The 15,328-nt window shown below is 55.5% G+C and carries 16 protein-coding genes; all 16 read left to right on the top strand.

The features are described from left to right. Positions 1-7 precede the first annotated feature (7 nt). Positions 8-301 carry a hypothetical protein gene (locus VFA76_03350; protein ID HZR30875.1) on the top strand — a complete coding sequence of 98 codons (294 nt, stop codon included), beginning with the start codon at positions 8-10 and terminating at the stop codon, positions 299-301. Between the two features lie 28 nt (positions 302-329). Then, positions 330-839, top strand: coding sequence for a Holliday junction resolvase RuvX (gene ruvX, locus VFA76_03345; GenBank protein ID HZR30874.1), 510 nt, complete (start codon positions 330-332; stop codon positions 837-839). A gap of 76 nt (positions 840-915) precedes the next feature. Next, positions 916-1,938, top strand: a complete 1,023-nt coding sequence (mltG, locus tag VFA76_03340; protein ID HZR30873.1) for an endolytic transglycosylase MltG — start codon at positions 916-918, stop codon at positions 1,936-1,938. Positions 1,939-2,091: 153 nt separating this feature from the next. After that, a complete protein-coding gene (locus tag VFA76_03335) occupies positions 2,092-2,895 on the top strand; it encodes a DUF4292 domain-containing protein (GenBank protein HZR30872.1) in 804 nt (267 codons plus the stop codon). A 24-nt stretch (positions 2,896-2,919) separates the two neighbouring features. Next, a complete protein-coding gene (locus VFA76_03330) occupies positions 2,920-4,023 on the top strand; it encodes an FtsX-like permease family protein (GenBank protein HZR30871.1) in 1,104 nt (367 codons plus the stop codon). A 243-nt stretch (positions 4,024-4,266) separates the two neighbouring features. Then, a complete protein-coding gene (gene rplM, locus VFA76_03325; GenBank protein HZR30870.1) occupies positions 4,267-4,698 on the top strand; it encodes a 50S ribosomal protein L13 in 432 nt (143 codons plus the stop codon). 33 nt (positions 4,699-4,731) lie between these two features. Continuing rightward, positions 4,732-5,127, top strand: a complete 396-nt coding sequence (rpsI, locus tag VFA76_03320; protein ID HZR30869.1) for a 30S ribosomal protein S9 — start codon at positions 4,732-4,734, stop codon at positions 5,125-5,127. Positions 5,128-5,260: 133 nt separating this feature from the next. Continuing rightward, positions 5,261-6,157, top strand: a complete 897-nt coding sequence (gene rpsB / locus VFA76_03315; GenBank protein ID HZR30868.1) for a 30S ribosomal protein S2 — start codon at positions 5,261-5,263, stop codon at positions 6,155-6,157. Between the two features lie 119 nt (positions 6,158-6,276). Continuing rightward, a complete protein-coding gene (gene tsf, locus VFA76_03310) occupies positions 6,277-6,933 on the top strand; it encodes a translation elongation factor Ts (protein HZR30867.1) in 657 nt (218 codons plus the stop codon). Positions 6,934-6,976: 43 nt separating this feature from the next. Next, positions 6,977-7,687, top strand: a complete 711-nt coding sequence (gene pyrH / locus VFA76_03305; protein HZR30866.1) for a UMP kinase — start codon at positions 6,977-6,979, stop codon at positions 7,685-7,687. A gap of 102 nt (positions 7,688-7,789) precedes the next feature. Continuing rightward, positions 7,790-8,380 (top strand): ribosome recycling factor, encoded by a 591-nt coding sequence (frr, locus tag VFA76_03300; protein HZR30865.1) that lies wholly within the window; start codon positions 7,790-7,792, stop codon positions 8,378-8,380. 997 nt (positions 8,381-9,377) lie between these two features. Further along, positions 9,378-12,284, top strand: a complete 2,907-nt coding sequence (bamA, locus tag VFA76_03295; GenBank protein HZR30864.1) for an outer membrane protein assembly factor BamA — start codon at positions 9,378-9,380, stop codon at positions 12,282-12,284. Between the two features lie 171 nt (positions 12,285-12,455). Continuing rightward, the gene (locus VFA76_03290; protein HZR30863.1) at positions 12,456-13,211 is read left to right on the top strand and encodes an OmpH family outer membrane protein; all 756 of its coding nucleotides are present in this window, start codon (positions 12,456-12,458) and stop codon (positions 13,209-13,211) included. A gap of 9 nt (positions 13,212-13,220) precedes the next feature. Beyond that, on the top strand, positions 13,221-13,469 hold the full coding sequence (locus VFA76_03285; protein ID HZR30862.1) for a hypothetical protein: 249 nt from the start codon (positions 13,221-13,223) through the stop codon (positions 13,467-13,469). Positions 13,470-13,777: 308 nt separating this feature from the next. Continuing rightward, positions 13,778-14,101 (top strand): energy transducer TonB, encoded by a 324-nt coding sequence (locus VFA76_03280; GenBank protein HZR30861.1) that lies wholly within the window; start codon positions 13,778-13,780, stop codon positions 14,099-14,101. 56 nt (positions 14,102-14,157) lie between these two features. Continuing rightward, complete coding sequence (gene alr, locus VFA76_03275; protein ID HZR30860.1) at positions 14,158-15,327, top strand: alanine racemase; 1,170 nt, start codon at positions 14,158-14,160, stop codon at positions 15,325-15,327. Position 15,328 lies beyond the last annotated feature (1 nt).

The following is a 15,328-nucleotide window of genomic DNA, read 5'->3' as shown; positions in this document are numbered from 1 at the left end:
CCACTGAATGCCGGGATCGCTCCACATCCTCGAATTAGGCCAGCGCCGGGACCAGTACGACAATCCTATCCGGGAGTACCAGGTCACCTACGCGCTTGAGGGAGATTCATTCTCACGGACGATCTCAGGCGATGACAAACTTGAAGAGTTTCTGAGCGGGCATGTGGGGTTGGCCTCGGACGCCATACGCCAGGCTATTTCCGAGTTGAAGCAAAACCGCCACGCGACTGTCGCCGAGGTGGAAATCCCCACCGAGCAAGCTGTGGCATCGGGGATGATCCAGGCACCGACCGAAACCTGAGGTCGGCACCCACCGTATAATTCCCGCAGTGAATTTCAGTCAGAAAGACTCTGATCCCAAAACAGTCCCTCCGGCACGGCTCTTAGGACTCGATGTGGGCTCCAGAACCATCGGTTTGGCAGTTTCCGATCCATTGGGAATCACCGCCCAAGGACTCGACACCATCCGACGAAAGAACAAGCGGTTGGACTTCCAGCAGCTCGAGGGTGTAATCCGCCATTACGGGGTGGTTGAAATAGTAGTAGGCAATCCCCTACACATGAGCGGCGCCAGCGGCGTTCAAGCAGAAAAGATGGCAGTGTTCGCTCAGGAATTGCGCACTCGTTTCGGACTCCCGGTACACCTTTGGGACGAGCGACTCTCCTCAGCCCAAGCAAACCGCCTGTTGCGGGATGCCGAGCTCAGTATTCAACGGCGGGGCGAGGTGGTTGACCGTATGGCTGCTGTGCTGATTTTGCAATCCTTTTTGGACGCTAGTGCAATCGCCAGGAGTCGCCGGACTGAGGGCAGCAACGGTTCAACAACCAACGAACAGTAACCGCGATAAAAAGCGGCCAAATGGCTCAACACCTTCGGCTGACCCTTGCGGGTAGGAATTCATCTAAACTGCTGTCGTGCGGGTATTCCTAAAATTACTGGGGTTGGCAATCCTGGCAACCGCGGGGTGGCTGGCCTGGGGTTTGCTGTTGCCGGTTCGTCCCAACGGCGAGAAGTTCGTCCTTCTCAGGCCAGGGTACTCGACCCACCGCATCGCCAATGAGTTGCGCTCTGCGGGAGTGATTCGAAACACCCCCGCATTTCTGCTATGGCATTACGTCGCGCGCCCTCGGAGTCTTAAAGCCGGAGAGTATCTTTTTGACCAATCGGCGAATGCGTTGCGAATTCATAGGCGATTGGCTCGTGGCGACATCTACGTTCACACCGTCGTCATCCCCGAGGGGTTCAACGTATTTGAGATCTCGCAGGCAATAGAAGGCGCTGGTCTGGGGACACGCGCGGACTTTTTAACTGCCGCGCAAAATACGGCGCTGATCAACGATCTTGATCCGGCAGCACACTCGCTCGAAGGCTATCTCTTTCCCGCGACCTACCAGTTCACGCGCACGCAAACCATGCAGGACATGGTCGCAACCATGGTACGCCGGTTTCGTCGCGAAGCCGCTGCCATAGGATTAACAGGCAATCTCCACCAAGTGGTTACCATGGCGTCGATCGTCGAAAAAGAAACCTCCGCGCCGCAGGAACGGCCGGTGGTCGCCAGCGTCTACTACAATCGCTTACACCGGGGTATCGCTCTGGACGCAGATCCCAGCGTGATCTATGCGGCACTGCTGGCAGGCAGCTACGATGGCGTACTGCATCACGCAGACCTGCAGATCAACTCGCCGTATAACACCTACAGGTACCCCGGACTGCCACCCGGTCCAATAGCAAATCCGGGACTTGCGTCATTGAAAGCAGCTCTGCACCCCGCAGACACGGAATACTTTTATTTCGTGAGTAACGGCAATGGGCAGCACCGTTTTGCCGCAACTCTAGAAGAGCATAATCACAATGTATCCATGTACCGGCGCGCCATTTCAGCCTTGCGCCCGCAAACTCCAGCCACGGCCGCAGCGCCTGTTTCCCGACCTTAGCCGCACTGTATACTCGATAGATTGAATCTAAGTTGTTGTGACTTCCAGAGAATGACTCTGCTGATTCGTTTTCGAATCCTATTGCTCCTTTTTGTTGTTTTGCCATTGAGTGGCTGCCTTTTCCGCTCGCGCAAGGTCACCTCCAACGTGAGTATGGCCAAGCTGCAAAGCGCTACCAAGGATGAATTGATCCAGCGCATCAATAGTGAAGCCTCCAAAGTGCAGACCCTCAACGCGACGGTAGACATTGATACGGCAGTTGGCGGCTCGGTAAAGGGGAAGATCACGGAATACAAGCAGATCCGGGGCTACGTGCTGGTCCGAAAGCCGGCGATGCTGCGCATGATCGGATTAATGCCCATCGTGCGAAATCGTGCCTTCGATATGGTGAGCAACGGCGAAATCTTCAAACTTTGGATTCCGCCGAAGAACAAGTTCATTGTGGGGCGGAGCGACGTGGTTCATCCTTCGAAGCAGGCGCTGGAAAACGTGAGGCCGCAGCAGATTTATGACTCACTCCTGCTACGCTCGATTGATCCGCAGAATGAAATCGCCGTGCTGGAGAACGGCCACGAACTCGTGGAAGACCCTCAGACGCACAAATTGCTGGACCAGAACGATTATGAATTGGATGTTATTCGCAACGGGGAGCATGGCTGGTACCTGGAGCGCAAGATCATCTTTAATCGGACCAATCTTCAGCCCAATCGCCAACTCATTTACGACCAGAATGGCTATGTTGCCACGGACACTCGCTATAGCGAGTTCAAGGAGTATGGCGGGGTAAAGTTTCCGTCTGTGATTCAGATCTGGCGGCCCCAGGAAGAATATTCCATCGTGCTGACGATCCTGAAGATGCAGGTCAATGAACCTCTTCGTGACGATCAGTTTGAATTGGCTCAGCCCCCAGGCTCGCAAGTGGTGTACCTCGATAAGCCTGGCAGTCCGGCAAGCTAGAAGAGGGTTTAGAACCAACCGACCATGAACAAGCTAATCGTTTCCAATCTGCTGCACCGGCCGATACGGTCGCTGATCAGCATCGTCGCGGTGGCGCTCGAGGTGACGCTCATCCTGCTGATCGTAGGTCTGTCGGTAGGAATGCTGACCGATGCTCAACAACGGCAGGCCGGGATAGGGGCCGATGTCATCGTCCAACCACCTGGCTCGTCATTCCTTAGCGGCATCACCGGCGCGCCCGTATCTGTGAAAGTGGCTGACGTATTGCGCAAAATGCCGCATGTGGTGACGGTGGCTCCCATCATCATGCAGCTCAGCACTTCGGGTGCTGTGGAGGTGCTGTACGGGATCCAGCTTGATAACTTCGAAAAGCTCGCCGGGCCGTTTCACTATCTGTCGGGAGGCCCGTTTCGTGGTCCCTACGACGTGTTGGTAGATGATTACTACGCGCAGGCGAACCATACCAAAGTCGGCGACACGCTCACCATGTTGAATCATCAATTCCGCGTGGCCGGCATCGTGGAGCACGGCAAAGGCGCACGCAAGTTCATGCAAATGTCCACCCTGCAGGAGTTGAACGGCGCCCAGGGCAAGGCTTCAGCTTTTTACGTGAAGCTGGATAATCCGGCGTACGCTGATTCGGTGGTGAAGCAGGTGAAGATGACGCCGGGAATGCAAACCTACGCGGTAAGGTCCATGCGCGACTATCTCTCCATGATGACACCCGCAAATTTGCCTGGCTTGGCCACGTTCATCAACGTGGTAATCGGCGTGGCTGTGACCATCGGGTTCATCGTTATTTTCCAGGCGATGTACGCGGCGGTGATGGAACGCACGCGAGAGATCGGAATCTTGAAGTCGCTCGGGGCCTCCAAGTGGTACATCGTGGAGGTCATTCTGCGGGAAACGACGCTGCTCTCATTGACAGGAATCGCGGTGGGGATCGCATTCAGTTTTGCAGCTGCTGCAGGAGTAAAAGCTCGTTTTCCGACGTTGACGCCCATGATCACACAAGGGTGGATCATTCGCGCGACGATTATTGCCATCATCGGCGCCCTGGTCGGCGCAATTTATCCCGCATTTAAGGCCGCGCAAAAGGACCCGATTGATGCGCTGGCTTACGAATAATGCGCAAAGTGGGTTGAGAAGCATGCCTCGCGGCCGGTGCATTTTTACTGCTGTTTGTTGTGCTCCCGAACAGCGTGCACAGTGCCGAAAATCAGGGGTGGTTACGTTGACAACCGGCACCTCGTAAGCTATCTTCTAAACTTTAGGACTAGTGTGGTTGCCCGCCTGAGCCCCCGTGCTTTTTCGAGCGTGGGAACGATTCAGCGGTCTTCTTAGCTGTTTTTCATTCTGGGAGAGTTTCAGATGTCAACCTATTTCCCCAAAGAGGGGGAAATCGTGCGCAAGTGGTACGTCGTGGATGCCAGTGGGCAGACGCTCGGGCGTCTAGCGACGCGTGTCGCCAGCATTTTAGCGGGTAAAAACAACCCGCGCTACACCCCATTCATTGATACCGGAGACGCGGTGGTGGTAATCAACGCCTCGAAAGTCCGGCTGACGGGAATGAAGGCGGAGAAGAAGGTCTACCACCGGTACACCGGTTACCCCGGCGGCATGCGCAACGAAGAATTTGAGAAGCGCCTGGCTCGCCGTCCTGAGGCAGTATTGGAAGATGCGATCGTAGGCATGCTGCCCAAGTCGAAAATGGGCCGCGCAATGGCTTCCAAGCTTAAGGTTTACCGCGGAGAGAAGCACCCGCATCAGGCACAAAAGCCGGAAACTTTGGCTTTGGCGTAGAAATTTCAGAACTATACGGGGAATGGACTTTTAATGGCTGAAACAGCTCAATATTACGGAACGGGGCGGCGCAAGTCGAGCATCGCTCGAGTTTATCTACGTCCCGGCAGCGGCGAATTCAAGGTCAACAATCGGGCGTTTGAGCAGTACTTTGTAACCGAGGAGCAGCGTGCCACGGCGCGCCAGCCCCTGATTACTACGGAGAGCGCCGCGAGCTTCAACGTTCTCGCCACGGTCCGTGGGGGTGGAGTCAGCGGTCAGGCGGGGGCGGTAAAGCTCGGGATCGCGCGGGCTTTGATCGTTTTCAATGCGGAATTGCGCAAGAAGTTGAAGACGGAGGGATTTCTCTCCCGCGATTCACGCAAGAAAGAACGGAAGAAGTACGGGCAGAAGGGTGCGCGTAAACGCTTCCAGTTCAGCAAGAGATAGAAGCAGCTTCTAGTTTGAAGACTTGAAACTGATTTACAAATTTTCCCGCGCCCTGGTAGGCGTCGGGGCAACGGGAATCAATCCGGAGCGGCTTCGGGCCAGACGCCGGATGCAAACCTAAATAGGGGGTTAATTGGCTAATATCACCATGAAGGAGTTGCTCGAAGCAGGTGTTCACTTCGGGCACCAGACCAAGCGTTGGAATCCTAAGATGAAGGAGTACATCTTTGGGGAACGCAACGGAATTTACATTATTGACCTGCAGAAGACGCTGAAGTTGTTCAAAGAAGCGTCGAAATTCGTGGCCGATTTGGCCGCCCAGGGCAGGACACTGTTATTTGTCGGGACCAAGCGCCAGGCGCAGGACGCAATCTCCGAAGAAGCGCAACGCTGCAGCATGTTTTACATCAACCAGCGCTGGTTGGGCGGATTGCTTACCAACTGGGTCACCGTGCAAAAATCTGTAAAGCGACTTAAAGAACTCGATGAGATGGCCACGGATGGCCGCTACGAGCTGCTGCCGAAGAAAGAAGTTATCAAGCTGGAGCGCGAGCGCAAGCACCTCCAGGCCAACCTTGCCGGCATTAAAGAATTGACCCGCTTGCCGGATGCGGTTTTCGTCATAGATTCCAATAAAGAGCAGATCGCGGTGCGTGAGGCCCGTAAATTGGGGATTCCCGTGGTTGCCGTGGTGGATACCAATTGTGATCCCACAGAAGTGGATTACGTTATTCCGGGTAACGACGACGCACTGCGCGCGATTCGCCTCTTCGCCTCAAAGGTTGCGGATTCAGTGCTGGAAGGTGCGCAAGTGGCGACCGATAAGCAAGCTGCGGAAGTGAGCGCCGCGCAATACGCGGCCAGCGCAGGGGTTGGCGGCGAAGGCGCAGAAGTGGCGACGAGTGACGCCGGAAGCGAAGACATCAGCATGGAAGATGTCCTCGGCGGCACTCCCCGAAAACAGCCCGCAGCCGCGACCAAACAGGCTGAAGAGGACGAAGTTCCGCAGGTGGAGAGCCAGACCTATTAGCTGGGTTCCTGGGAGACGCTGCGAACGCACGTCAGCGTCACCGAGAATTACGATGATGAATCTGACCCGCGCGCGGGTGAATGCGGCGCGGGTCGAAATTTGTAGAATGAAAAAGGGCAATGATGAGTACAACGACAGTGAATATCTCTGCTGCACAGGTGAAGGAACTCCGGGAGAAAACCGGGGCCCCGATGATGGATTGCAAGCAGGCCTTGACGGAGTCAAAGGGCGACTTGGAACAGGCCGTCGTCCTGCTACGCAAGCGCGGTGTTTCCGTGGCCGCCAAGAAGTCCACACGTGTGACCAGCGAAGGATCAGTAGCGAGCTACATTCATGCGGGCGGCAAGATTGGTGTCCTGGTCGAGGTGAACTGCGAGAGCGACTTTGTGGCCCGCACCGAAGACTTCAAAGAACTGGTGCATGACATTGCCATGCACATTGCGGCCAGCGATCCCAAGTTCATCCGCAAGGAAGACGTGACTGCCGAAGCCTACGAACGCGAGAAGGATATTTATCGGGCGCAGGCCAAGGCCACGGGCAAGCCCGACAATGTGGTGGAGAAGATCGTGGAAGGCAAGATGGCGAAATTCTACGAAGAGGTCTGCCTGTACGAGCAGCCTTTCATCAAGGACCAGACGACGACGGTCTCACTTTTGATAGCTTCGAAAATTGGCAAACTGGGAGAGAATATCGCCGTGCGCCGCTTTGCCCGTTTCAAGGTTGGCGACGCGGGCGAGACGATTGCAGTTACCAGGCCGGACCAGAAGACAGAATAGCCTGAGACTTGAAACCTGAAACCAGCAGCTTGAAACATTAGCTATGGCACCTGTAGCTTTCAAACGTATCTTACTGAAAATTTCCGGCGAGGCGCTGGCCGGCAAAGGCGATTTCGGCGTAGAAGGTGATCGTCTGCAGCAGGTGGCTGCTGAGCTGCAGGAATTGCAAGCCATGGGCGTGCAGATTGCGGTGGTGGTCGGCGGAGGAAATTTCTTCCGCGGAGTACAAGCCCGCGACATGGACCGTGTAACTGCCGATCACATGGGCATGCTGGCGACGGTGATCAACGCACTGGCGTTACAGGATGCTCTGGAGAAGCAGGGCGCTCACACCCGGGTAATGTCGGCAATCGAGATGCATCAGGTTGCCGAGCCGTTCATCCGCCGCCGCGCCATACGCCACCTGGAAAAGAACCGGCTGGTGATCTTCGCCGCCGGGACTGGCAATCCATATTTCTCCACCGATACCGCGGCCTCCCTTCGCGCCATGGAGATCAAAGCCGAGGTTATCCTGAAGGCCACCAAGGTTGACGGGATCTACGATGCCGATCCATTTCTGGTGAAAGAAGCAAAGATGTTCGACCGAATCACCTACATGGACGTGCTCAAGAAAGGTTTGAAGGTGATGGACTCCACCGCCATCAGCCTGTGCAAGGACAACAATCTTCCCATCATCATCTTTAACCTGAATCGCCCTGGAAACATTAAGCGGGTGATAGTCGGCGAAAAGGTGGGGTCGCTGGTCAGCGCCTGAGCCTCCCACCGCAGCTGTGCAAGCCGTAGTCTCCCCCGGGCGAAATCCTGCCTTCGGTTTATAATTCGCAGTTCGCAGCTCGCTGAAAAGGACGGCTGAACGATGGCACAGACATCACTGGCTACGATTCCCGGGCTTAAGGAGTCATACACTCAGCTCAAGACCCGAATGGACAAGGCAGTGGAAGACTTCCGCCGTGAAATGGCGGCAGTGCGCACAGGAAGGGCTTCAGTTCACATGTTGGACTCGGTACAGGTGGAATACTACGGCACCATGATGCCCCTGAACCAGGTGGCCCAGGTACACGCCCCAGAGGCGCAACTGATCACGGTGCAGCCTTTTGATCCGAGTTCACTGGGGCCTATTGAGAAATCCATACGCGCGGCAGACCTCGGACTAAATCCAATGAACGATGGAAAGATGATCCGGGTGCCAGTGCCCGCGCTAACCGAGGAGCGCCGCCGGGACATGGTGAAGCACCTCCACAAAATACTCGAAGAACACCGCACCGCGGTGCGAAATATTCGCCGCGATGGCAACGAGATCATCAAAAAAGCGTTGAAAGACAAGAAGATTACTGAAGACGAGGAACGCCGTGGAGTAGCAGAAATCCAGCGCCTTACGGACGACGAAATCAAGAAGATGGAAGAAATGAGCAAGGGCAAGGAAAAAGAAGTAATGGAAATTAAGTAGATGTGACGAATCGCGAGTAGTTAGCTACCAGAGTTACCGTTTTCGGATAGAATGAATTTTTATGGGGTTTCGGTTCCCACCCTTGCTGGCTTTCGTGCTGGTGTTGTGCATGTTGGCCATCGTATATTCCCCATTTGTTGATCTTCCGCCCACCGTATTTTTAACTCATTCAGCACTCGCCGCCTTCTGCCACATTGTGGCATCTCTTTGTGTTTTTGTGCTGGCACGGTCCATGGCTCCGGTGTTCAGCACCGTGCGCTCTCGGGCGATTGAGCCGGAACGAGGCCCTACTCGCAATCTTCAACTTATAAACTTCATTTGCACATATCTCTGCTAGTCAGTTTCCCCACCTGCTAACAATCTGACTCGAGTCGGCTCTACAACCACAATAACGAACAAGCGCGAAGGGGCAGCATGAATCGAAATGACCACTTCAGGGCAGCGTAATCAAGGTTTGGGGAAAAACTATGCCGATTACTTTTAATCCGATCGCATTTGAATCCTCCCGTTCTTGGGACCAGCACGTTCAGGTGGCTGGAGCTGTGGTCGGACGGACCCTTGAAAATGCAGTTCATTGTCCGAGCTGTGGTGCTCCTTACAATTTATTGGTTCCCGCCCATGCCTCGCTTTCTGAAGTGGAGGATTACAAGAGCTATCTCGAGGCGGTTTTGCGTTCGAGTTGTGGTATGCACCCACCATTTGTGCAGATGCAGTAGAGGTATAGGTTCCCCACCGCTGGACCACAACAACTATTTGGAAGGGCCGAATCAGCGCTTCGTTCTCCTTTGTAAAGCATGGCAACTCTTAGCCGGGCTGGGTGTTGAATCTGGTGTGCGCTCGACGCCCGAGGTTCTTTGCGGTCACTGGACTTCGTTGCCTCCAGCGATCTCGCGGCGCTGTTTTTTGCCTGAGTGCTGCTCCACCGTATAAAATGGCCGTTTCCCATGATACGCATTGCTAAGGTAGTCGCATTCTGACGTTCGACCGGGATAAATTTGTGCCGACGCCTGCCGAGCGCACCCGGTCTGAGGGGGTCTCGCAGCGGAAGATCGTCGGCTTCGTGACTGCGCGTTGGCAAGGGAGAACGCGCCTCGAGGCCGGACGGTCAACTTTTCTGCGATGCGGCCTTACTCTCCTGCTACTGAGTTGCGTTTTCCTAAGCGCCCCGTGGGCACAGGCCCAAAAAGACGTAATCGTTGACATCATCCCCCACGGAAACCGGCGAATTCCAGCGGAGACCGTCAAGGCGCACATATTCACCCGAGCGGGCGACGTTTACGATCCGGCAGCCTTGGAACGCGACTTTAATTCCTTATGGAATACCGGCTACTTCGATGATCTCCGCTTTGAGCGGGAACAAACTCCCAAAGGTTGGGTGATTCACGTTTATGTCAAAGAGAAGCCCACCATCCGTGAAATCAATTACGTCGGTTTGAACGCTGTCTCACAAAGCGACGTGCTGGATCGCTTCAAGGAGCGCAAGGTCGGCCTCACCGTGGAAAGCCAGTACGATCCTACAAAAGTTAAGAAGGCCGAAGTCACCGTTAAAGAGCTCCTGGCCGAACATGGACACCAATTTGCCACGGTGCGCACTGAAGTTCGACCTATCCCGCCGGCCGCCGTGGCCGTCACTTTCGTGGTGAAAGAAGGCCCCAAGGTCAAGGTCGGGCGAATTCGTTTTGAGGGCAACAAGAAGCTAAAAGCGCGCGACCTTCGACGCGCCATGAAGAACCTCAAGCCGATAGGCATCCCGCATTCGATCGTGCTCGAAAGTGTCTTCGCCAAGACCTATGACGCCAGCAAACTCAGCGAAGACACTGAGCGCGTACGTGACGCATACCAGCAGAAGGGGTACTTCAAGGCGCTCATCCAGGACCCGAAGACGCAGATTCACGACACCCATAGCCGGTTTCGCATTCCGCTCGTCCAGCACGGCACCGGAAAAGCCGTGGACATTACGATCCCGGTAGAAGAGGGCGATCGCTATCGCCTGGGCACGATCACGTTCAAGAACAATAAGGCGGTAAGGAATATTCAGGCGCTGCGCGGCCTTTTCCCCATGAAAGACGGGGACATCTTCAACGTATCGCTGGTGCGCAAGGGCATTGAGAACCTCCGCAAGGCCTACGGCGAGATGGGCTACATCAACTTTACCGCGGTACCTGACACAAAGATTGATGAAGACAAGAAACAGATCAACCTGGATATAGACATTGACGAAGGTAAACCGTTCTACGTACGGCGAATTGAATTCCAGGGGAATACGACAACCCGCGATAAAGTCATCCGGCGCGAGCTGGCCATCGAGGAGGGTCAGGTATACAACACGCGCTATTGGGAGTTGAGCCTGCTGCGCCTTAACCAGCTCAATTATTTTGAGCAGCTCAAGCCTGAGGACGCGACCGAACGCAAGCTCAACGAGCAGGAAGGAACCGTGGACCTGACGCTCAAAGTGAAAGAAAAGGGTAAGAACAGCATTCAGCTTACCGGAGGCGTCAGTGGTTTGGAGGGATCTTTCATTGGGCTCAGCTACACGACCAATAATTTTTTGGGACTGGGCGAAACCCTGCAGCTACAGGCGAGTGTCGGTAATTTAATGCGTAGCCTTTTGTTTGGCTTCACTGAACCATACATGTTCGACAGGCCGCTGGAGACGGGATTCACCGTCTATAACAACCGCATCAACTACAACCAGGCAAGGCAGGAGCAGGTACTTTTTGGGCAACGGCTTAACCTGCCGCAGCAGGTGCTGAACACGCTGCAGAACTTCACCCAAAACAGCACCGGCTTCACGGTATCTGCCAGTTACCCGTTACACCGCTCATTTAAGCGGGTCGGCATCACCTACCAGTTTGACAAATCCAGCATCAACACTTTTAGCGACGCCTCCACCAATCTGTTTGAATTTCTTGCATTCCGGGGGATCGCTGGACCTTCGGCGCTGAACGGAATTATCACCAGCAGGATCACTCCGAGTTTTTCTTTCAGCACCATTAACAACCCGATGCGGCCACATACTGGCCAAAGCTTTTTCGCGGCGGTCGATTTCGCCGGCCTAGGTGGAACGGTGCGGTCCATCCGTCCGATTGTGCAGTACAAGCGCTTCGTGCCCGTCAATCACGATCGCAACACCATCGGTTTCAACGTGCTGGGTTCTTTCATCTCCGGTTACGCGGGACTGGTAGCGCCGCCTCAGAGCCGCTTCTATATGGGCGGCGATAATGACTTGCGGGGCTTCGATATCCGTTCCATTTCACCAGTTACCTTCTTGCCCGATCGCGGCAACATCACGCTCACAAACCCCGACGGGACGCCGGTGCCACGTGATCCGTCGAATCCAAGGGCCGGATCTATCACCATCCCCATCCCGGTGGATCGGATTGTGTTTCCTGGCGGCGACACGAACATTGTGGGCAACGTGGAGTACCGGATTCCGATCGTCGGCCCGGTCACGCTGGCGCCATTTGCCGATGTTGGCTTTGACGGCATCGCGCGAACGTCGCAATTACGTATCAATAGCGGACAGTTGGCAGACATCAACAACACACAATTTGGGTGTCCTGCCCTGAACGCGGCTTTCAATTGCATCGGTGGCCAGAAGTTGAAGTTTCCTGCCAATTTAAGTCCCGTGTCTGGGACCAACTTCATTCCACGTGTTTCCACCGGATTGGAACTGCAGGTGATCATGCCCATCGTGAACGCCCCGTTCCGTATCTACTGGGCATACAATCCTTTACGGTTAGACACGTTTACTGGCAGCCCGACCCCGATCACGCGCAGCATGTTTCCGCCTGGAGGGGCTGGCGATTTTACCTTCCAGCAAGCGACCTCGCTGTTCTCACCTGCATACATACTGCGGGAGCCCAGAAAAACCTTCCGGTTTACGGTCAGCACGACCTTCTGAGCCGGCGAGAGAAGGGTTTGACCTGACCCTAGGCTGTACCTATAATGAGGCTACTAAGGCCGGGAAAATAGCATAGCGCGGCAGTACTGTGACGAGACAGGCAAACCTGGAGCATCCATTCTGCTCTTGATGAATTCCCGGAACGATTTCCCAAGGAGTGCAAGTTAGCCAATGACAAGCAAGTTTCTACGTTTCGCGTTCGCAACATGTGTACTCAGTTTGACTGCGTGGGCGCAAGGTAACGCCCAGACCGCCTCAGCGACTCCTCCCGCTGATCCTGCTCCAGCGGCGGCCGCCCCAGCTCCGAGCACCGCCTCTCCGAGCGCCCCCACGGCTGTATCTGGTGTGCGCATCGGCATTATCAACATGCAGCAGGCAATTTTTGCCAGCAATGAAGGCCGCCGTGATTTTGACGCCTTGACCAAGAAATTCGAGCCCAAGCAGGGCGAGTTGAAGAACATGAACGATGAGGTGGAGAGCTTGAAGAAGCAGCTCAACACACAAGGCGAAAAGCTCAACGAGGAATCACGCGCCAGTCTGGTTAAGACCATTGAATCAAAGCAGAAGTCACTGCAGCGCTCGTTGGAGGACGCGCAATCTGATTTTCAGGCGCAGCAGAATGAAGTTCTGAACCGCGTAGGCGCCAAGATGATGAACGTGCTCGACAAGTATGCCAAGGAAAACGGTTACGCGTTGATCCTGGATGTCTCCAACCAGAACAGCCCAGTGTTGTGGGCTGGGGCATCAACTGATGTGACCAAGGCAATCGTTGACGACTACAACACCGTTTCTGGCGTGGCCGCTCCGGCGGCTTCGACGCCATCGGCACCCTCGGCGACGCGCTCAACCGTACCCCGCGTAAACACCGCAAGGCCGGCGAGCAAGCCCACTCCGGGCACTACGCCGACTACGCCACCCAAGAAGTAATCCGAAAGGATGATTTTTCAAGAGCCGCGCATTCGCGCGGCTTTTCTTTTTGCCGCGACACCCAACGGCTTCCAAAAGTTCCCTTTGGAAGACGCAAAAGAGCAGGTTTTGTTACTACATTTGATCGCAGAACTCGTCTCGACGGTGTCTTTAGCAGCAGGAGGACACCAATGTTTGAGCAAAGTTGCCTTGAGTACGCCGAAGATCGCCGAGGAGTGGCTGCGCTGTTTTCCTTTGGAATTCAATTGTGTGCGTTGAGCCTGCTCGTTCTATTGCCTATGCTCTACACGCATCCTGTTCCGAAAAACTTCTTGCGTACGCTGTTTGTACCGATGGCGCCTCTTCCTGCTGCCCCAACTCCGCACACATCTGAAACCACGACCCAGCACACTGGAGCACACGGGGGAATCAGCGTCATGTCGGTGCACACTGTCCACCGAATTCCGAACCCTTTCCCTGGTGACACAGATAGCGCGAGCCCTCCATCTATTGGAGATATCAGCCAAACGGGAACGGAGGGTCCGGGGGCCGGGGTACCCGGAATACTCCGCTCAATCGGTACCGCAATGCCGCCGCGGGCCGCTAGTGCTCCGCACCATGCAGTAACGGTTTCCACGGGTGTAATGCAGGGTCATCTCGTCAGGCCAGTACAGCCTGTTTACCCTCCGCTGGCTCGGTCGGCGCACATACAGGGTGCAGTCGTTCTTGGCGCCGTCATCAGCCGTGAAGGTTCGGTTGAAGGATTGCACCTGGAGAGCGGACATCCGATGCTGGTAAAGGCTGCGATGGATGCTGTCCGGCAGTGGCGCTATCGCCCGTATCTGCTGAACGGCTTACCGGTACAGGTAGAGACGCAAATCACAGTCATTTTTTCTCTCCATGACAACTGAGCGACCATCGGGTGGCAATGCTCTGGTTATAATCGCGGCACGACTTCTATTCTCTTATGACCAGTTCACGTCCCACCTGGGCGGAGATATCACTTCGCGCACTACGGAAAAATTTTGAGACGATTCAACAAATCGTGGGCGGGAATGCCAGCGTGTGCGCGGTGGTCAAGGCCAATGCTTACGGCCACGGCGCCGTCGAGTGTGCGCGGGCGCTGGGGTCCGCAGGGGCGCAGTGGTTCGGCGTGACCTCGACCGATGAGGGACTGGAACTGAGGGAGGCGGGAATAGCCGGCCGCATTCTGCTCATGACCGGCTTCTGGCGGGGCGACGAACCGGAATTAATTCGCGCCAGACTGACGCCCGCAGTATGGGAAGGTTGGCACCTGGAGGCGCTGCAGCAGGCGGCGAAAAGAGGCCCTGATCCAGTGCCGGTTCATCTGAAAGTAGATACCGGGATGGCGCGCCTGGGAGTGTCCATGCCTGAGTTGCCGAATTCTTTGGGGCGGCTGCGATCGGCTTCCAATCTGGTGCTGGAAGGAGTGTTTACCCACCTGGCTTCGGCGGAGACGTCAGGAGCTGCGGATGTTTCTGCACAGATAAAGCAATTTGGACAGGCGATTCGGTTGGTAGAGCAGGGGGGGTTCGCGCCCAAGTATTACCACATTGCGAACAGCGCGGCGATTGTGACCTGCCCGGAAACTTGGGAAATAAAGCGCTCACAATCCAACAACCTGGTGCGGCCTGGGATCTCGCTGTATGGCTATTCGTTGCCGCTGGGTAGCCCTGGCGGAAAGGAGAAACGCTCGGCGACGAGGGCAATTGAGGTCGAACCGGTGCTTTCCTGGAAGACCAGAGTTATCTCCCTCCGGACGGTGTCCACGGGACAGCACGTTGGCTATAACGGCACATACGTCGCCGGGCGTGAGTCACGGTTGGCCGTTTTGCCAGTGGGTTACGCCGATGGACTCAACCGGATGCTTTCCTCGCGCGGCCGCGTCATTGTTCGTGGGAAGTACGCACCTATTGTCGGCCGCGTCTCCATGGATATCACGTTGGTAGATGTCACCGATGTTCCGCATACAGAGACCGGGGACGAAGTGCTGCTCATCGGAGCGTCGGGCGACCTCAGCATCACGGCCTGGGAGCACGCGCAGATAGCCTCGACGATCCCATACGAAATTCTGTGCAATGTTTCCAGCCGAGTCCCGCGCCTCTACGTGGACTGAC

This window comes from Terriglobales bacterium (assembly GCA_035651655.1).
Taxonomy (GTDB): Bacteria; Acidobacteriota; Terriglobia; order Terriglobales; family Acidobacteriaceae; genus DASRFG01.
Note: the sequence above shows the minus strand (reverse complement) of the source record. Positions and strands in the feature narration are given on the sequence as shown.